Below are 17,904 nucleotides of genomic sequence, written 5' to 3'. Positions count from 1 at the left end.
CTCAACTTGCCGAGCCCCTCTGATCGTCTCCCCGGTCCTCCCGAAGTAGCCGGGTGATCCGCTCGATCTGTTCATCGCTGCAGTCCGTCAAGGCGTCGATGAGATCGTTATGCCGGACCGTGACGCGAGAGGCTCGTGGCCGTGTCTGCTTCCAAGCAGCAAGCGTCAGAGTGAAGTTCGCGGCGTTCCACCCGTTCTCGGTGATCAACTGCAGAACGTCGGCGACTGCCCCCATCTCGCCCTTGCGCGGTGGCTGCTCGCGCATCTCCAGGGTCGCGGTCCGACGGATGTCAGGATCCTGACGAAGCCAGGCGAGCAGTGAACGGAGTTCGTCGTTCGACGGCTCGACGCGAACCTCAACGCGCATGTGATCCCCCTGTTACTGTGCTCCGGGTCTTGGCGGCCTTAACCATGGTCGGGGATGAGCGGGCGCTGGGGGCTGTCTTCGCCGAACCTCGCCGAGGGAAGGTGAATGAGACGCAGATTGGACTACGCAGCGACTCGATATCGTCGGCCGATCGCCTTGCGGGCCTTTTCGACCGCTCCGGTCACCCTGTGGACGTACCGGCGGAGCGTGAACGCAGGATCCTCATGGCCGAGGAGATCGGCGAGGGTGTAGACGTCGACGCCCTCGTTGATCGCCTCGGAGGCAAAGAGGTGCCGTAGGGCGTGCATCATCTTGTCGCGGCACTCCTCCCACTTGCGGCCCTTGCCAACAGGCCTGTCGTTCAAGGCTGTTATCGCGCCGATCGCCTCCAGAGCGGCCTTCCAGAGGTAGTTGAAGTAGTTCTTGTTCAGCGGCTTGCGCTCGCGCGTGGTGAACACCAGGCGCACGGTCACCGGCTCACCGTCCTTGGTCATCCACGGCAAAGTGACCTCAACCGGCGGGTGCTTGCGCATGTGCTCGGTGAGCAGCGCGGCCAGTGCATCGCCGACCGGTACGAAGCGGTCCTTGGCGTCGTCCTCTGTGCCACCCTTCGGTGGGGCGAAGACCAGGGTGCCGCGGTCGTGGGTGATCTGGCGGCGGATGTGGACGACCTTGTCCTTCTGCAGCCAGTTGACGAACTTGGAACCGTTCCGGGCGGCTGATGATTAGTGAACCGGTCGTCACGCACAGTGGGTACGGTGAGAGGCGGCGGAAGCGGTATACGCGGTTTACAGCTCCTGATCGGGGGAGGTCGTGCCAACGCCCAACCAGCCCAACTCACGTCTACGCGACGTGATCTCTGCCAGCGGCTGCACCTTCGACGCCCTCGCGAAGGACGTGCGCCGCATCGCCGCTGAGAACGGCGAGGTCCTCCAGACCAACAAGTCCGCGATCTCCCACTGGGTCAACGGCGCACGCGAGCCGAGCGGCCGCATGGGCCAGTACCTGGCCGAAGCCCTGTCCCGTCGTCTGGCACGCACAGTCACACCCACGGAGATCGGCCTGCGCGGCCAGACGGAGACGCCGACCGCCACCGCGAACCCTGATCCCGTCGTCGCCGCAACGGAGCTGGGCCGCGCCGACGTCGACCGCCGGCGCTTCCTGGCGATCGCCGCATTCACCACCGCCGGGGTCGCAATGCCGCTCGCCTACGATCACGAGGCGACCTCCCGCATGCTCCGCGCCCGCACCGGGGGAGTCTTGGTCGGAGCCGAGGACGTCGACGTCGTACGCCAGATCACCACCGCGTTCAGCTCCGCCGACGAACGCCTCGGCGGAGGCCACGGCCTGACCACCGTCACCGCCTACCTCGCCGACACCGCAGCCCCCATGCTCCGCGCCCGCTTTCCGAACGAAGCCTTACGCCAAGCAGCCTTCGGCGCGGTCGCAGAACTCGCCTACCTGGCAGGCTGGAAGCACCACGACCTCGGCCAGGAAGGCGCCGCCCAGCGCTACTACCAGGTCGGCTACCAACTCGCCTGCGAAGCCGACCCGAACGGCCACGCCGCCTGGATGATGCGCGCCCTCGCCCACCAGGCCCTCAGCCTCAAGCAACCCCACCACTGCGTTGACCTCGTCGAAGGCGCGCTCACCCGAGGGCTCGGCCGCGTCGATGGCCAGACCGAAGCCCTCCTCCACATCACCCACGCCCGCGCGTACGCCGCCATCGGCGAGAAGCCTTCCGCCGCCCGCGCCCTCCTCGCCGCCGAGGGCGCGCTCCTCCGCGAGGACGGCCCGCAGCCCAGCTACTCCCGCGTCAGCGGCCCAGCGACCGGCACCGTCGCCAGCCACACCGCCCGCACCCTCACTGATCTGGCCGACCACCCCGGCACGGAGATCCAACACCGAGCTGCACTCACCCGCTGGGACCCGGTCCAGTACAAGCGCGTCCACGCCCTGACGTACGCCGACCTTGGCGACAGCCTCGCCGCCCAGGCCCGCGCCGACGAGGCAATCGCCGCGTGGTCCCAGTCCCTGACTCTGATGGAAGGCATGACGTCCGACCGCACCCGCAAGGCGATCTCGTCCCTGCGCTCGCCCCTGGCGATCTACCAGCGCCGCAAGGTGCCGGGCGCGACCGAACTTGCTCGCCGAGCCCGTGAGGCGCTCGCCTAACATGCCCAACAACCAGGCCGACGAAGGGAACCCCGTGGCTGAGTCGACGACCGATGCCCGCCCCCAAGCTCTCAAGCCCGCCCTCGAATCCATGACCCTGCTGGTCGCGGCTGTCATCGTCCATGACAAGGCCACCAACCGCGTCGTGCTGCTGCAGCGCAGTGAGAACGCCAAGTTCGCCCAGGGCATGTGGGATCTGCCGGTCGGCAAGAGCGAACCGGGGGAGCCGATCACGCAGACCGCGGTGCGCGAGCTGTACGAGGAGACCGGCCTGGTCGTGAAGCCTGAGGCGTTGAAGGTCGCCCACCTCATCCACGGCGCGTGGGGGGTTGAGGCTCCGAACGGCTTCCTCACCGTCGTGTTCGCGGCGCACGAATGGTCTGGTGAGCCCGAGAACCGTGAGCCCCGCAAGCATGCTCAGGTGAGGTGGATCGACGTCGATGCAATCCCAGAGGAGTTCGTCGACACCACGGCCAGTGCGCTTCACTGCTATCTCGAAGGCGGACCGCAGGTCTCTCTCGATAGCTGGCGATAAAGCGAGGGGCCCGTGGCGCACGGCGGCGAGGGCCGCCTATTAGTGGACATGAGTGAGTCCCTCCGCCCGGTGACAATCACTAAAGCGTAGTGCTGTCACTCGGCCGAACCCTGTTGTATCCGCTGGCGGGCCCTCTCATAGAACTTGTTCGCCATTGGAGTGTCGGTGGAGGTGATCCGTACGTAGTCGGCGCTCAGCTCTCGGGTTCTTGCTTCGAGGACCGCCGGGTCGGATGCTTCATTCATGAGGCTGATCTCGGTATCCGCGCGATGCTTGAGGGCGGTGTAGGCGCGGGCGGATGCAAGATGGTCAGCAGCCGTCTTTGGGGAGCCTAGAAAGGCTGCGGTGGCAGCGATTGCACCGGCGACGGCCCCGAGTCCGCTGAAAAACAATTGGGGGCCGACCTTGACCGCGACCAGCAGGCTACATATGGCGGTCACGCAGGCGGGAATGAAAACCATAAGGCGCCCCCACTTCTCGGCGCTCTTGGCTGCTTCGAAGTATCCTTGAGCGGTGTAGAGGCAATTGCTTTGGATGCGCTTCAACTCGGTTCTGGTGCTCTCGAACCGCGTGTCAGAAGTAGGCATAGGGTCCAATCTGGGGCGGGCGTATGGCGGGGCTAGTGGCAAGGAAATTGCAGAGCCATTTCATGCCAGGGATGGAGGCTTCGACCTCGTTGCGGTAGCGGGTTGTTAGGTATCCCGCCTCGTGCAGTGAGACGAGTAGGGCGCGTCGGACCGCAGCGTCGTTTTCCCCCTCGAAGCGGTGGCGGAGCATTTGAGCCTCGGCAACAGATGCGTGCTCCCCGATGTAGCGGGCGGCGAACTCACGCGCGTAGTCGACCCGGTTCCGGTCCCCGAGGATGGCCCACGCGGCTTCTTTCACTCTTTCTTCCTTGATGTCCATGGCGGTGAAGTAGCGCAGAACGCGCTGCTCGATCAACGGGTGGGCGGCGCTGTGACTGGAGTGTAGAAAATCGACCAAGGCGCTTTCGACTTCGAACGTTCTACTCTTGGCCGCATTCAGGTACTTGAAAACGTGCGTGATGGCGTGGGGCAGGCGGATGAGATTATCCAGGCACCAGCCGACCGCGCGATCGTCTCTGATTCGGCTGAGCTGGCCGAGAACGAAACGGACCTGATTCCCGTTGAACTCTCCCTCTTTGGCGATCCTTTCGAAGTAGCTCACGAGATTCTCCCGAGCGCGCGGACGGCCGTACTTAATGGCGCCAGCCAAGGAGTCATGCCGGATGTCGGTTTCGCGTTCCCTGGCGTCTTGGGGGTCAAGAATTGTGGTCTTGCTGGATGAAATAGAGAGTCTTCGGGAGCGCAGCTGACTGTTCACTCCGAGGAAGAGATCGCGCAGCTCACTCCAGTCGGGGTGGAAGACCTTTATGTCGTCGGAGTAGCGAAGGAACCTGGCGCTGTTCCGGGCCAGGTAGGAATCAACGGGGGCGAGGTAAAGGTTGGCGAGTATGCCGGAGGCGTCTGGCCCCTGAGGCAGGCCCCATGCGTGATTGATGGTTTGAAACCGGCTGAGGAAGTTGGTGATGTGGCCAGCGGCGCGATGGCCGCCGCTGAGGGCTTCTAGGTCGTCTCCGAGGATGGCCACGTCGATGTGCTCGTAGAAGGCTGCGATGTCGAGGTAGGCGACCCTGAGCGATGTGTCGGAGCGGATTGCCTGCAGCGACTTTGTTCGGTATGACGTCCAGTTGGTCCACCATCGGATGGGCTCGCCCTTGTGGTGGTTCCACCGGTAGCTCGAGACTCCAGGATGGAGCTGGCGGTCGATCTCATCTGCGACCGTGAAAACAAGGGCATCGTATATAAGCCGGTCTCGGGTGGAGAAACGGGCCAGGGGCCGCACAGTCAGGTCCGTCTTGGGGAAGTCGATGATGCTGGTGCTGTCCGGGCCGCATGCACCGTCTGCAATGGCCCGCTCCAGCATCTCGCGGTAGCCGCGTTCCCACTGATGCCGGACGTCTTGGTACCCGATGACATCGGGCACCTCGGATTCGCTCTCCCCCGCTATCAGTAGATCTTTGGCCTTGGTGAGCCTGCCGGAAAGGTCCACCATCCCCCTTCGTCGAACGAATTTGCCCCGCCGGAGATGCTATCCGGGCGGGGCGTGAACTGGCGTGCGGTCTGAGACCTTGTGACCGGTCTGCTACCGATGAAGCGTATGCCCGTCTCAGCTGCCGCAGAGATGGCGCCACGTTGGGCGAGTGGCTAGCGCTCCGTCGCCTCTGGGTTCGGGAGCCAAACGGCGAACGCGGCATGACTGTAGATCTATCGCGGACGCCTTTGAAGCAGTGAGGGCTGCTTCCCTGGCAATCAGGGAAGCAGCCCTCACCGATGACTCTGACGCTCAGTCAGGAACCTGCCGGACCGGTGCACATCCGGTGCACAACAGCCTGGAAAACGAGCGGCACCAAGGGGAAACACTGGAAGGTGTTTCCGCAGGTCACATCACGTTTCCGGGTCTCCGACCAAGGTCACCCGACCCCGCGTTTTAGATGTCGAAGTACAGCTCGAACTCGTGCGGGTGCGGGCGGAGCTGGATCGGGGCGATCTCGTTCGTGCGCTTGTAGTCGATCCACGTCTCGATCAGGTCGGGGGTGAAGACACCGCCGGCCAGGAGGTACTCGTGGTCCGCCTCGAGGGCGTCGAGGACCGCGGGGAGCGAGGTCGGGACCTGCTGGACGTTCGCGTGCTCCTCGGGAGCCAGCTCGTACAGGTCCTTGTCGATCGGCTCGGCCGGCTCGATCTTGTTCTTCACGCCGTCGAGGCCCGCCATGAGCAGCGCCGAGAACGCGAGGTACGGGTTCGACGACGGGTCCGGCGCGCGGAACTCGACGCGCTTGGCCTTCGGGTTCGAGCCCGTGATCGGGATACGCATGGCCGCGGAGCGGTTGCGCTGCGAGTACACCATGTTGACCGGCGCCTCGAAGCCCGGGACCAGGCGGTGGTACGAGTTCACGGTCGGGTTCGTGAAGGCGAGGAGCGACGGGGCGTGCTTGAGGATGCCGCCGATGTAGTAGCGGGCGGTGTCCGAGAGGCCCGCGTAGCCCTGCTCGTCGTAGAAGAGCGGCTCGCCACCGGCCCACAGGGACTGGTGGACGTGCATGCCCGAGCCGTTGTCACCGAAGATCGGCTTCGGCATGAAGGTCGCGGTCTTGCCGTTGCGCCAGGCGACGTTCTTCACGATGTACTTGAAGAGCATCAGGTCGTCGGCCGCGGCGAGCAGCGTGTTGAACTTGTAGTTGATCTCGGCCTGGCCGGCGGTGCCGACCTCGTGGTGCTGGCGCTCGACCTGGAGGCCGTTCTTGTCCAGCTCCAGGGAGATCTCGGCACGCAGGTCGGCGAAGTGGTCGACCGGCGGGGCCGGGAAGTAGCCGCCCTTGTAGCGGACCTTGTAGCCGCGGTTGTTCTCGACCGCGCCCGTGTTCCACGCGCCGGCCTCGGAGTCGATCTCGTACAGCGAGCGGTTGGCCGAGGTCTCGAAGCGCACCGAGTCGAAGACGTAGAACTCGGCCTCGGGGCCGAAGTACGCGGTGTCGGCGATGCCGGTGGAGGCCAGGTACGCCTCGGCCTTCTTGGCCACGTTGCGCGGGTCGCGGGAGTACTGCTCGCCCGTGATCGGGTCGTGGATGAAGAAGTTGACGTTCAGCGTCTTGTCGCGGCGGAAGGGGTCCACACGGGCGGTGGACAGGTCCGCGCGGAGCGCCATGTCGGACTCGTGGATGGCCTGGAAGCCGCGGATCGAGGAGCCGTCGAAGGCGAGCTCCTCGGCCGGGTCGAACGCCGCAGCCGGCACCGTGAAGTGCTGCATCACACCCGGCAGGTCGCAGAAGCGGACGTCGACGAACTTGACGTCCTCATCCGCGATGAACTTCTTGGCGTCATCGGCGTTCTGGAACATCCAACTCCTCCTACTCCCACCCGGGGAGGGGCGGGGTTGCAGCTCGGTACAGCTCGACAGTGCGGCCAGTGCGGTGGCACACGCTGGGACCCGACCATAAGCAGACGTGATTTCTCAAGCATGACCCATTTGTTTCGCCCAAGTTAACCGGACCAGGGGCCGGGACGGCCTCAGGAACGCGGCGCAGTACCGTTGATGCGTGGACAACAGGGAAGCAATGGGATCGTGGCTGTCAGGGCCTCGCGAGGCCCTGGAAAACGCGGGCGCGGACTTCGGGTACCGCGGTGAACAGCTCGGCCTCCCGGAGACCGGGCCAGGGTCGATCGCCCGTCCGGGGCGGCGTATCGGGGCCCTGGTCGTCGACTGGGCGCTGTGCATGCTGATCGCATACGGCCTGGTCACGCACGGCTACGACCAGTCGACCGGCAACTGGGCGCTGCTCATCTTCCTGGTCCTGGGCGTGCTCACGGTCGGCACCATCGGCTGCACCCCCGGCAAGCGCCTCTTCGGACTGCGGGTCGTCTCCGAGACGGGCGGCCGCCTCGGCATCGGCCGCGTCGTCGTCCGCACGCTGCTGCTGTGCGTGGCGATCCCGGCGCTGATCTGGGACCGGGACGGCCGCGGCCTGCACGACCGGCTGGCCAAGTCGGTCGAGGTACGCGGCTGATCCGCACCCGCTCCGACCCGCACCCGCGCGGGCGACGGCGGACGAGCGGCACGACAGACGAAAGGCGCCCGGGACACGAGTCCCGGGCGCCTTCTCACGTTCAGCGATGTCGCGAGGTCACCTCGCGCGGCCGCCGCCACCCTTCGGCATCCGCATGCCCTTCGGCATCGGCCCCTTCGGCAGCGGCATGTTGGACATCAGGTCGCCCATCGCCCGCAGCCGGTCGTTGGTCGCGGTCACCTGCGGGCCGGTCAGCACGCGGGACAGCTTCAGCATGGTGGTGCGGAGCTTCTTGAGCGGGACCTGGCCCTCGCCGTTGCCCACGAGGATGTCGTGCACCGGGACGTCCGCCACGATGCGTGCCATCTTCTTCTTCTCGGCGGCCAGCAGGCCCTTCACCCGGTTCGGGTTGCCCTCGGCCACCAGCACGATGCCGGCCTTGCCGACGGCGCGGTGCACCACGTCCTGGCTGCGGTTCATCGCGACCGCGGGGGTCGTCGTCCAGCCACGTCCGATGTTGTCGAGCACGGCCGCCGCTGCGCCGGGCTGCCCCTCCATCTGCCCGAAGGCCGCCCGCTCGGCACGGCGTCCGAAGACGATCGCCATCGCGAGGAAGGCGAGCAGGAAGCCGAGAATTCCGAGATAGATGGGGTGACCGATCAAGAAACCGATCGCGAGGAAGACACCGAAGGTGACGATTCCCACAGCCGCGAGTACAAGACCGATCTTCGAATCGGCCTTGCGGGTCATCTTGTAGGTCAGAGCGATCTGCTTGAGTCGCCCGGGGTTCGCAGCGTCCGCTGCGGTTTCCTTCCTCGCCATGCCTGAAGTCTACGTGGCCGGAGACGCCACTTGAACAGCAGCATCAGCTCCGGGCGACGGACTCCAGGACACGCTGTGCCTCGACCCGGTCCTTGGCGCGGCGGCGGTCCTCCAGGACGGAGGTCCAGGCGTTGCGGCGTGCGGTGCGCTGGCCGCTGCTCATGAGCAGCGACTCGACGACGCGCAGGGCGTCGGTGAAGGTCGGAATGGCGGTGGCGCGTACGGGCGCGGCCTGCATGGTGGAGGTCCCCCCTCGGGAGCGGATCACGGCTTGGGCTGGGTGTGCGCGAGCGGTGATTTCACAGTCACTGATTGGTGTTACCAGGGCGTGACCGGACGGTCAAACACCAATGAAGCCTTGATGCGCGCGCCTCACACACTGACGCGGCCCTGACGTTCGCCCTCATCTGCGAGGACGGTCAGGACCGCGTCGTACGAGCCACTACTGATCAGTAGCCACTTGTGCGTGAATTCACACAGCCTGCGAGGCGACGTACGCGCCACGCTTCTCGATGGCCATCTGGTAGAGCCGACCTGCGCGGTACGAGGAACGGACCAGCGGGCCCGACATGACGCCGGAGAAACCGATCTGCTCGGCCTCGTCCTTCAGTTCCACGAACTCGTTCGGCTTGACCCAGCGCTCCACCGGGTGGTGGCGCACCGACGGGCGCAGGTACTGCGTGATGGTGATCAGCTCGCAGCCCGCTTCGTGCAGCTGGCGCAGCGCCTCGGAGACCTCTTCGCGGGTCTCGCCCATGCCGAGGATCAGGTTCGACTTGGTCACCAGGCCGTACTCGCGGGCCTCGGTGATGACCTTCAGCGAGCGGTCGTAGCGGAAGCCGGGGCGGATCCGCTTGAAGATGCGCGGGACCGTCTCGACGTTGTGCGCGAAGACCTCGGGGCGGGACGAGAAGACCTCGGCCAGCTGCTCCGGCACCGCGTTGAAGTCGGGGGCCAGGAGCTCGACCTTCGTGCGGCCCTCGGCGCGCTCGGCGGTCTGCGCGTGGATCTGGCGGACCGTCTCCGCGTACAGCCAGGCGCCGCCGTCCTCCAGGTCGTCGCGGGCGACGCCGGTGATCGTGGCGTAGTTCAGGTCCATCGTGACGACGGACTCGCCGACGCGGCGCGGCTCGTCGCGGTCGAGGGCCTCGGGCTTGCCGGTGTCGATCTGGCAGAAGTCGCAGCGCCGCGTGCACTGGTCACCGCCGATGAGGAACGTCGCCTCGCGGTCCTCCCAGCACTCGTAGATGTTGGGACAGCCCGCCTCCTGGCAGACGGTGTGCAGGCCCTCGGACTTCACGAGGTTCTGCATCTTCGTGTACTCGGGGCCCATTTTCGCCCGGGTCTTGATCCACTCGGGCTTGCGCTCGATGGGGGTCTGGCTGTTGCGGACCTCCAGGCGCAGCATCTTGCGTCCGTCGGGTGCGACTGCGGACACGACCGGCTCCCTAAAGCTTTGATTCCTCGGCGTACCTCAGGGTACGCCCGTGATGTTCATGGCCCTCACGGATGGCCAACCTCTGGCCTGTGGGGAGCATTCCCAGCATTCCCCGTCCGTGGTCTCAGACGGTCCGTAGGGCTAGGCGGTCGCCTTCTCGATCTCGCGGGGCTTGAGGTCCGCGTTCCCGAGCACGGCCCGCACGTGCTTCTCCGCCACCGGCAGCACCTCGTCCATCGTGACCTCGCGACCGAGCTCGTACGAGAGCGAGGTCACGCCCGCGTCGCGGATGCCGCACGGGATGATCTTGTCGAAGTTCGACGTGTCCGGGTTCACGTTCAGCGCGAAGCCGTGCATCGTGACGCCCTTGGCGACGCGGATGCCCATGGCGCAGATCTTGCGGTCCTCGTGACGCTGGCCCGCGTTCGACGGCGCGTACTCGGGGCCGACCAGGCGGTGGTCGAACTCCTCGTCCTCGCTGCTGAGCCGCGGGTCGAAGTCGAGGGACAGGCCGCCGAGCCCTGCGCGGGTCTCGATCGGGTCGCCGAGGACCCAGACGCCCGCGCGGCCCTCGACCCGCGCCGCCTCGATGCCGAAGTCCGCGCAGACCGCGATCATCGCGTCCTCCAGGCGGCGCAGATGCGCGACCACGTCCACGGGACGCGGCAGCTTCTGGATCGGGTAGCCCACGAGCTGGCCGGGGCCGTGCCAGGTGATCTTGCCGCCGCGGTCCACGTCGATGACCGGGGTGCCGTCCAGCGGCCGCTCCTCGGGGGCGGTGCGGCGGCCCGCGGTGTACACCGGCGGGTGTTCGAGGAGCAGGCAGGTGTCGGGGATCTCGTCGGCGAAGCGGGCTGCGTGCACGCGGCGCTGCTCGTCCCAGGCGACCTGGTACTCGACCATGTCCGCACCGAACCCCATGCGGACGAACCGGAACTCACTCACGGCAAGCGCCTCCCTAGAACCTTCACCGTGCACATATCGCGCGCCGAGTCACTGTACGGCGCCCGGATCGCGGGCCCGCGATGTCAGCGACTCCGTCCCATCGTCACACGATCGGATGAAGGGCTCGCGAAGACCCCTGCACGGGCTGGTATCGCCGCTACATTCACGCCGTTCCATGAGGGCTGCACCCCGGCCCGGAAGGCAGGAGACCGCACAGCTGATGACGGAACGACCTCCGCAGCGCACACCGAACCGCCAGCTCGCCGCGCTCATCGCGGAGGCGGGTTTCTCCAACGCGGGGCTCGCGCGCCGCGTCGACCAGCTAGGGCTCGAACACGGTCTTGACCTCCGTTACGACAAGACATCCGTGACCAGGTGGCTGCGCGGGCAGCAGCCGCGCGGCACGACCCCCGCGCTGATCGCCGAGGTGTTCACACGCCGCCTCGGGCGCCGGCTCTCCGCCCAGGACCTCGGGCTCGACGCCTGCGCGCCCGTCTACGCGGGCCTGGAGTTCGCGGCGTCGCCCGAGGAGGCCGTCGACATCGTCAGCGGCCTGTGGCGCAAGGACTCCGGCAGCCACGCAGAGCTCCGCAAGATCGCGTTCACCCCGGCCGGGCTCGTCGTGCCCAGCCGCGACTGGCTGATCGGCCGCGCCGACGACCGGGTCGCCCGCGGCGACCTCGCGCCCGCATCCCCGTGCAGGGCCGCCCCTCGTGCCCCGCCAGCGCACCCAGACCGAGCGCGGCCCCGGCCAGAAGGTGACGACCGGCGACATCGCGGCCCTGCGCTCGGTGAGCGAACTGTTCCGCGCGCTCGACCACGCCTACGGCGGCGGGCACGCGCGCCAGGCCCTGGTGCGCTACCTGGAGCACGAGGCCGAGCCGATGCTGCGCGGGGCGTACGGGGAGCAGACAGGGCGCAGGCTCTTCGGGGCCGTCGCCGATCTGACCCGGCTCGCGGGCTGGACCTCGTACGACATCGCGGCGCACGGGCTCGCGCAGCGCTACTTCGTGCAGGCGCTGCGGCTCTCGCAGGCGGCCGGTGACCGGATGTACGGCTCGTACGTGCTGGTCACCATGAGCCGGCAGGCCGTCTACCTCGGGCACGGCCGGGAGGCGGTGCAGCTCGCGCGGGTCGCGCAGCAGGGGATCGGGGCCTCGGCGCCGCCCGTGGTGCAGGCGCTGCTGCACGCCGTGGAGGCGCGCGGGCACGGCGTGCTCGGCGAGATCCGCGCCTGCACGTCGTCCCTCGTACGCGCCGAGCGCGCGCTGGAGGCGGCGCGGGCCGGCGACGACGTGCCGCCCTGGGCCCGGTTCTTCGACGAGGCTCAGCTCGCCGACGAGTTCGGGCACTGCCACCGCGATCTTCAGCAGTACCGGGCGGCGGCGCAGCACGCGGAGCGCTCGCTCCAGCTGCGGGCGCCGGGCTTCGCGCGCAGTCGGCTGTTCTGCCGGGTGGTGCTGGCCTCGGCGCGGCTCGGGCTCGGGGAGCTCGACGCGGCCTGCGCGCTCGGGGCGGAGGCGGCGGCCGCCGCGGCGGACATGCGGTCGGTGCGGGCGCACGAGTACGTCAGGGAGTTCGAGCGGCGCCTGGAGCCCTACCGGGACGCCGGGCCCGTGCGGGGCTACCGGGAGAAGGTCGCCGCGCTCGGGTGAGACCGGGGGCGCGGGCCGTGGGGTGTGACCATCGCGACAACCGGCTTGCGCTATAGGGGAGTTGGTGCGCCCGCCCCCGGTTCGTTCCACGGAGACGGGCGCGTTCGGGGGCGGGCGCGTGGGCCCGGGGTGCCCTCAGGCGGCCTCGCTGGCCGGCGCCCCGGCGGCGGTGGGCGCGGGGGCGACCAGCGGCAGCCCGAGGTCCGCGAGGACGGCACGGGCCGCGCGCCGCCCCGAGTGCAGCGCGCCCTGCACCGTGCTCGTGTCCCGGTGGTCGCCGCAGACGTACAGGCCGTCGAGCAGTCGCACGGGGCGGCGCGGGTCGTGCGGCGCGGGCATCGTGGGCACGGCGCGGGCGTCGTGGTGGACGGCGAGGGTCTCCCAGGCGGCCGTCGACGTGCCGTACAGCGCGGCGAGTTGGGCCCGCAGCTCGTGCTCGCCGGGCGGCGGCCCGAGCACCGTCGACGAGACCAGCGCGCGTCCGGCGGGGGCGCGCGTGGGGTCGACCTGGCTGATGACGGAGGTGTGCGCCACGGGCCCGGCCCGGTCGGCGTCGAGCAGCAGCGCCGGTTCGGTGAGCGGCGGCTCGGGCACCGCGTGGTGCACGACGGTGACCGGGTGGAAGTCCGGCACCCGCAGCCCGGGAAGCAGTTCGGCGGCGGCGACCGCGTCGGTGGCCAACAGCACGCTGCGGCAGGTCAGCCGGCCGTGCTCGGCGGTGGTGACGGAGTTCGCGGCGACGGCGGTCACCCGGACCCCGGTGCGTACGGAGGCGGCCGGCAGGCCCGCCGCGAGCAGCTCGGGCAGGGCGTCCGCGCCGCCCTCGGGCACGGCGAGGCGGCCCCCGCGTACGCGTGCAGGGCGAGATCGGCGCACCGGCTGGACGTCGTCAGGTCCGGGTCGCAGAGCAGCGCCGACAGGAGCGGACGGACGAAACCGTAGAGCGTCCTGGACGGCATGCCGCGGGCCGACAGGGCCTGGCCGATGGGGAGTTCGGGCCGGGTGAGGAGCCGGGCGGGCGGTGTCGCGGCGAGCCGGGCGAGCGCGGCGCCGAGCCGCGCGTGGTCCAGGGGCCGCCGAGCGGGGGCCGGACGCCGCGGGCCGGACGGGGGCGCTCGCCAGGGCGCGTGCGGCACTGAGTGCGCCCCTCGCGCGCCGGGAGGTCGTCGGCTCCCCGGCGCGATGACGGCGGCCCTCGCTGTGCACCAGCACCCCGGGGGCGAACGGGCGCAGCACCAGGCCGTCGAGGCCCGGGGTGTGCCGCAGCTCGGGGTACGAGGTGCAGAGCAGCTGCCCGATCCGGTCGAGCCGGAACCCGTCGACCTTCTCGGTGGACATGCGGCCGCCGATCCCTCCGGCGGCTTCCAGGACCACGGGCCTCAGGCCCGCCCTGGTCAGGTGCCGGGCGGCCGCGAGTCCCGCGACTCCGGCCCCCACGATGACGACGTCCGCGTACACGTGTGCCTCCGGCGGTTGGGTGGCTGACGGCTGAGGGCTCATGCCCCCAACGCGCCCCCGGAATACCTGAGTTCGGGGGGTCGAGCGTAGGTCCGCGGGCGGTGCGGGGGAGTCGCGCGTACGGGCGGCACGGAGGCACGCGGTGCCGGTCCGGTGCGCCCCGGTGCTCGGCGCGCCCCGTTCTCCGGGCCGGGTCAGAGACCGGCGGTGAGCGAGCGCAGGCAGCGGACGGTCAGGTCCGCGGGGAGCCGGGGCCCGAGGTGCCCGTGTCCGTCGGCGCCCACACCTCAAGTGCCACCCGGATCGCGTCCGTCGCGGCGGCCGCGGCCAGCCGGGCCTCCAGCTCGTCCGCGCCGGGCCCGGCGAGCCGGATCACCACCGGCAGCAGCTTCTCCTCGGACTCCTGGTTGACCCGGTACCAGACGGCCCGCAGTGCCGGATCGTGCCGTGCGGCGCGCAGCAGCCCGCGGGTCCGGCGCAGGCCCTCCTGCGCCTCCTCGCCCGGCTCCGACAGGAGGCCACGGCCGCGATCTCCAGCGCCTCCCGCAGCGGCGTGCCCGGGGGCGTCCCGTCGAGCAGTGCGCGCCAGCGGTCGGCGCCGGACGCGAGCAGCGGGCCGACCGCGTCCTGCTTGTTGCGGAAGTACCGGTAGAAGGTGCGCAGCGCGACGCCGGCCCGGCTCGCGATCTCCTCGGCCGTCGTGCCGTCGGGCCCCTTGTCGGCGAAGAGCTCCGCCGCCGCGCGCGCGATGTCGAGCTGCGTCGCGGCCTTGCGGCGCTCGGTCAGGGTCGGTGCGGGGGGCGGCGTGGGCGCGGTGGGCTCGGTCACGTACGGAAGCGTAATCGCGGCGGAACAAAGTGGCACGATAAGCCGTTGTGGCAAAACGTGCCACCTGAGCGTACGGTGTGCACGCGTCCCGCACCCTCACCGCTGCACAGGAGTCGACATGAATCGTTACGAAGGCCGCCGCGCGCTCATCACCGGCGGCGGATCCGGCATCGGCCAGGCCACCGTGCTGCGCCTCCTCGCGGAGGGCGGCCGGGTCGTCGCCGCCGACATCAGCGAGGCCGGCCTCCAGGACACGCTCGCCCGGGCGGGCGCCGACGCGGACCGCCTGAGCACCGTCGTCGTGAACGTCGCCGACGAGACGTCCGTACGCGAGGCCGTCGCCTCCGCCGTGTCGACGCTCGGCGGTCTGGACGTCCTCGTCAACGCCGCCGGCATCCTGCGCTCCGGCCACACCGAGCAGGTCAGCCTCGACGACTTCGAGCAGGTCATCCGGATCAACCTGACCGGCACGTTCCTGATGATCCGCGAGGCGATACCGGCGCTGCTCGACGGGCACGAGCCCGCGGTCGTCAACTTCTCCTCCACCGCGCAGAACTTCGCCCACCCCTACATGGCGGCCTACGCGGCGTCCAAGGGCGGCATCCAGTCCATGACGCACGCCCTCGCGATGGAGTTCAGCAAGCGCGGCCTGCGGTTCACCGCCGTACAGCCCGGGTCGATCTCCTCCGGCATGACCGACGGATCCGGCCGGGCGAAGCAGTCGGTCGGCCCCGGCCTGCCCGCCGACGCGGACATGTCGCTGTTCCAGAAGACGGCGCCGATGCTCCAGGCCGGTACGGGCGACTTCAACTTCGCGGGCCCGGACGCCGTGGCGGCGGTCGTGGCGATGCTGGCCTCGCACGACGGCTACTTCATCACCGGCACGGAGGTCCGGATCGACGGCGGCAGCCACATGTGACGCGCGGCGTCGACGGGGGGAGCGGGGCGAGGGCGCCTAGGACGAGATCAGCGAGCCCGTGTCGACCGGCGTCGTCGCCGACGCGGCCCGCGCCGCGTCCCCGGCGACCTCGTCCGCCGTCAGCACGTACCCCGTCCCCGCGTCCGTCGTGGACCGCGCGAACACCACCCCGTACACCTCGCCGGACGTGGTCAGCAGCGGGCCGCCCGAGTTGCCGGGCAGCACCGTCGAACGGATCGAGTAGATCTCCCGCGTCACGTTCCGCGAGCCGTAGATGTTCTGTCCGCCCGCGCGGATCGTGTCGGCGACCGTCGCCGCCTGGAGGTCGAGACCGCCGTCCTGCGGATAGCCCGCGACGACCGCGGCGTCCCCGCGCGAGGCGCTGTCGTCGAGCCGGAGTGCCGGGGCGTCGAGCCCCGGCACGTCGAGCACCGCCACGTCCTTGTCCGGGTCGAACAGGACCACCTTGGCCGGGTACGCGCGGCCGACCCCGCCCACCCGGACCGTCGGGTCGTCGATGCCCGCCACCACGTGCGCGTTCGTCATCACGTGCTGCGACGCGTACACGAAGCCGCTGCCCTCGCGGCCCTGCGTGCCCGACGCGCCCTCCACCTTGACCGTGCTGCGCAGCGCCGCCCGCCGCGCCGCCCCCGTCACGCTGTCCCCGGACGGCTTCGCCACCTCGGCCGACGGCTCGCTCGCGAACGGGTCGAAGACCTGCGGGAACCCGGCCGACGTGAGCGCCCCGGTGGCCCGCGAGAACCAGGCGGGCGTCGTCGACGGCATCGTGTCCTGCACCGCGCCCAGCACCGTCGAGTTCCGGATCGCCTGGTTCAGCGAGGCCGAGGACGACGCCGCGAGGACGCTGCCCGCGACCCACGCCACGACGAGCACCGCCACCGTGCTCGCCGCCGCGCCGCCGACGCCGTCGGCCACCCGCAGCGGCCCCGGCGCCCGGTCCATCCCGAACCGCACCCGCGCCGCGAGCCGCCCGGCCAGCGCGTGCCCGGCGACGGCGGGCAGCAGCACCGTGAGCACGGCGACGACCGTGGCCGTCGACGTCCCGGGCGTGACCGCGTCCATCAGATACGGCAGCAGCCATACGCCGATGACCGCGCCGCCGACGAAACCGGCCAGCGAGACGCAGCCCGCGAGCAGCCCGCGCCGATAGCCGCTCACCGCGTAGACGAGCGCCAGTACGAGCAGCAGCACGTCGAGTATGTGGAGCTCCATATCGGTAACAAACGACCACGAACCCGGCGCTGGTTCCGCCAGGTGGCCGACATGTGGTCGACCGCACAGCGCGCGGCGGCCCGAGAGTGGAGGACGTGCGTGTCGTACGAGCCGTGCTGTGCTGCGTTCCCGGGGCCCTGGCCCTCGGGCTCCTGACGCTGTGCGCGGTGACCATCGACCACCGGCCGCCGCCCGGCCAGAACCGGGCGGACCGGTCCGCTGTCATGCCCGCCGCAGCCCTGCCGGTCCGGCGCGCGGCCGCCGCGGGGGCGCACTCCGCCGCCGTGCCGCGCATCGTGCCGCGGACGGCGTGGCTGGAGGACGCGGACACCTACCACCGCGACCCGATCCGGTACGCCGACCACGTCGACGCCGTCTTCATCCACCACACCGACTCGCCCAACGGCTACGACTGCGCCGACGTGCCGCGCATCATCCGCTACCTCTACGCGGGACAGGCGGGCGGCAAGGCCTGGGACGACATCGGCTACAACTTCCTCGTCGACCGCTGCGGGACCGTGTACGAGGGCCGCGCGGGCGGCGTCGACCGGGCCGTCGTCGGCGCGCACACGCAGGGGTTCAACCAGAACACGGCCGGGATCGCCGCGATCGGCACGTTCACGGAGGGCACGCCCGTGCCGCGGGCCATGACCGACGCGATCGCCGCCGTCGCCGCGTGGAAGCTGGGGCTGTCGGACACGGATCCGCGGGCCACGGTGCGGCTCGTCTCCAGCAACAACCTGAGCCGGTTCCCCGCCGGGACGTCGGCGGAGTTCCTGGCGGTCTCGGGGCATCGGGACGGGTACGAGACGTTCTGCCCCGGGTTGGCGCTGATGGCGGAACTCCCGGGGATCCGGGACCGGGCGGCGCGCCTACAAGGGCGTCTCTAGCGCTCCCGGGATGACGCTCGTAGTGCTGCGCATCTCAGGGGCCCGGGAACT

The 17,904-nt window shown here is 69.7% G+C and carries 16 protein-coding genes and 2 pseudogenes; 6 read left to right on the top strand and 12 right to left on the bottom strand.

All coding sequences use genetic code 11. From position 1 onward, the window contains the following. Position 1: 1 nt before the first annotated feature. Together V2W30_RS11350 and V2W30_RS11345 are read right to left on the bottom strand one after the other, a co-directional pair. Positions 2–367, bottom strand: a complete 366-nt coding sequence (locus V2W30_RS11350; protein ID WP_338695859.1) for an effector-associated constant component EACC1 — start codon at positions 365–367, stop codon at positions 2–4. 122 nt (positions 368–489) lie between these two features. Continuing rightward, a complete protein-coding gene (locus V2W30_RS11345; RefSeq protein ID WP_338703561.1) occupies positions 490–996 on the bottom strand; it encodes a site-specific integrase in 507 nt (168 codons plus the stop codon). A gap of 184 nt (positions 997–1,180) precedes the next feature. Between V2W30_RS11345 and V2W30_RS11340 the strand changes: the two genes are divergently transcribed. Both V2W30_RS11340 and V2W30_RS11335 read left to right on the top strand, forming a co-directional pair. Next, positions 1,181–2,542, top strand: a complete 1,362-nt coding sequence (locus tag V2W30_RS11340; protein WP_338695858.1) for a tetratricopeptide repeat protein — start codon at positions 1,181–1,183, stop codon at positions 2,540–2,542. Between the two features lies 1 nt (position 2,543). Continuing rightward, a complete protein-coding gene (locus V2W30_RS11335; RefSeq protein WP_338695857.1) occupies positions 2,544–3,077 on the top strand; it encodes an NUDIX domain-containing protein in 534 nt (177 codons plus the stop codon). 95 nt (positions 3,078–3,172) lie between these two features. Here the strand turns inward: V2W30_RS11335 and V2W30_RS11330 are convergent, their stop codons facing one another. From V2W30_RS11330 to glnA, 3 genes are all read right to left on the bottom strand, one after another. Then, the gene (locus tag V2W30_RS11330) at positions 3,173–3,664 is read right to left on the bottom strand and encodes an SLATT domain-containing protein (protein ID WP_338695856.1); all 492 of its coding nucleotides are present in this window, start codon (positions 3,662–3,664) and stop codon (positions 3,173–3,175) included. Next, on the bottom strand, positions 3,651–5,153 hold the full coding sequence (locus V2W30_RS11325) for an RNA-directed DNA polymerase (RefSeq protein WP_338695855.1): 1,503 nt from the start codon (positions 5,151–5,153) through the stop codon (positions 3,651–3,653). Before V2W30_RS11325 ends, V2W30_RS11330 begins: the two co-directional genes overlap by 14 nt. A 435-nt stretch (positions 5,154–5,588) precedes the next feature. After that, a complete protein-coding gene (gene glnA / locus V2W30_RS11320) occupies positions 5,589–6,998 on the bottom strand; it encodes a type I glutamate--ammonia ligase (RefSeq protein ID WP_338695854.1) in 1,410 nt (469 codons plus the stop codon). Positions 6,999–7,197: 199 nt separating this feature from the next. On the opposite strand from glnA, the gene V2W30_RS11315 reads away from it, so the two are divergent. Beyond that, positions 7,198–7,665, top strand: coding sequence for an RDD family protein (locus V2W30_RS11315; protein WP_338695852.1), 468 nt, complete (start codon positions 7,198–7,200; stop codon positions 7,663–7,665). A 117-nt stretch (positions 7,666–7,782) separates the two neighbouring features. On the opposite strand, the gene V2W30_RS11310 is transcribed toward V2W30_RS11315, so the two are convergent. From V2W30_RS11310 to lipB, 4 genes are all read right to left on the bottom strand, one after another. Beyond that, positions 7,783–8,487 carry a DUF4191 domain-containing protein gene (locus V2W30_RS11310; protein ID WP_338695851.1) on the bottom strand — a complete coding sequence of 235 codons (705 nt, stop codon included), beginning with the start codon at positions 8,485–8,487 and terminating at the stop codon, positions 7,783–7,785. A gap of 43 nt (positions 8,488–8,530) precedes the next feature. Then, positions 8,531–8,725, bottom strand: a complete 195-nt coding sequence (locus tag V2W30_RS11305; RefSeq protein ID WP_338695850.1) for a hypothetical protein — start codon at positions 8,723–8,725, stop codon at positions 8,531–8,533. Between the two features lie 234 nt (positions 8,726–8,959). Further along, a complete protein-coding gene (gene lipA, locus V2W30_RS11300) occupies positions 8,960–9,925 on the bottom strand; it encodes a lipoyl synthase (RefSeq protein ID WP_338695848.1) in 966 nt (321 codons plus the stop codon). Positions 9,926–10,066: 141 nt separating this feature from the next. Beyond that, a complete protein-coding gene (gene lipB, locus V2W30_RS11295; RefSeq protein ID WP_338695846.1) occupies positions 10,067–10,870 on the bottom strand; it encodes a lipoyl(octanoyl) transferase LipB in 804 nt (267 codons plus the stop codon). A 220-nt stretch (positions 10,871–11,090) separates the two neighbouring features. Here lipB and V2W30_RS11290 point away from each other — a divergent pair. Next, positions 11,091–12,525: pseudogene (locus tag V2W30_RS11290) on the top strand (regulator). Between the two features lie 135 nt (positions 12,526–12,660). Here the strand turns inward: V2W30_RS11290 and V2W30_RS11285 are convergent. Together V2W30_RS11285 and V2W30_RS11280 are read right to left on the bottom strand one after the other, a co-directional pair. Next, complete coding sequence (locus tag V2W30_RS11285; protein ID WP_338695844.1) at positions 12,661–14,025, bottom strand: NAD(P)/FAD-dependent oxidoreductase; 1,365 nt, start codon at positions 14,023–14,025, stop codon at positions 12,661–12,663. A 152-nt stretch (positions 14,026–14,177) separates the two neighbouring features. After that, positions 14,178–14,811, bottom strand: a pseudogene (locus V2W30_RS11280) (TetR family transcriptional regulator). Positions 14,812–14,929: 118 nt separating this feature from the next. Here V2W30_RS11280 and V2W30_RS11275 point away from each other — a divergent pair. After that, positions 14,930–15,730, top strand: a complete 801-nt coding sequence (locus V2W30_RS11275; protein WP_338695842.1) for an SDR family oxidoreductase — start codon at positions 14,930–14,932, stop codon at positions 15,728–15,730. 36 nt (positions 15,731–15,766) lie between these two features. On the opposite strand, the gene V2W30_RS11270 is transcribed toward V2W30_RS11275, so the two are convergent. Further along, positions 15,767–16,963: a MarP family serine protease gene (locus V2W30_RS11270; protein ID WP_338695841.1), complete on the bottom strand. Its 1,197-nt coding sequence runs from the start codon at positions 16,961–16,963 to the stop codon at positions 15,767–15,769. A 95-nt stretch (positions 16,964–17,058) separates the two neighbouring features. On the opposite strand from V2W30_RS11270, the gene V2W30_RS11265 reads away from it, so the two are divergent. Continuing rightward, the gene (locus tag V2W30_RS11265; protein ID WP_338695840.1) at positions 17,059–17,853 is read left to right on the top strand and encodes a peptidoglycan recognition protein; all 795 of its coding nucleotides are present in this window, start codon (positions 17,059–17,061) and stop codon (positions 17,851–17,853) included. Positions 17,854–17,904: the final 51 nt, after the last annotated feature.

Origin of the sequence: Streptomyces sp. Q6, assembly GCF_036967205.1 — a bacterium.
Taxonomy (GTDB): domain Bacteria; phylum Actinomycetota; class Actinomycetes; order Streptomycetales; family Streptomycetaceae; genus Streptomyces; species Streptomyces citrinus.
This window is presented reverse-complemented; position numbering and strand designations above follow the sequence as displayed.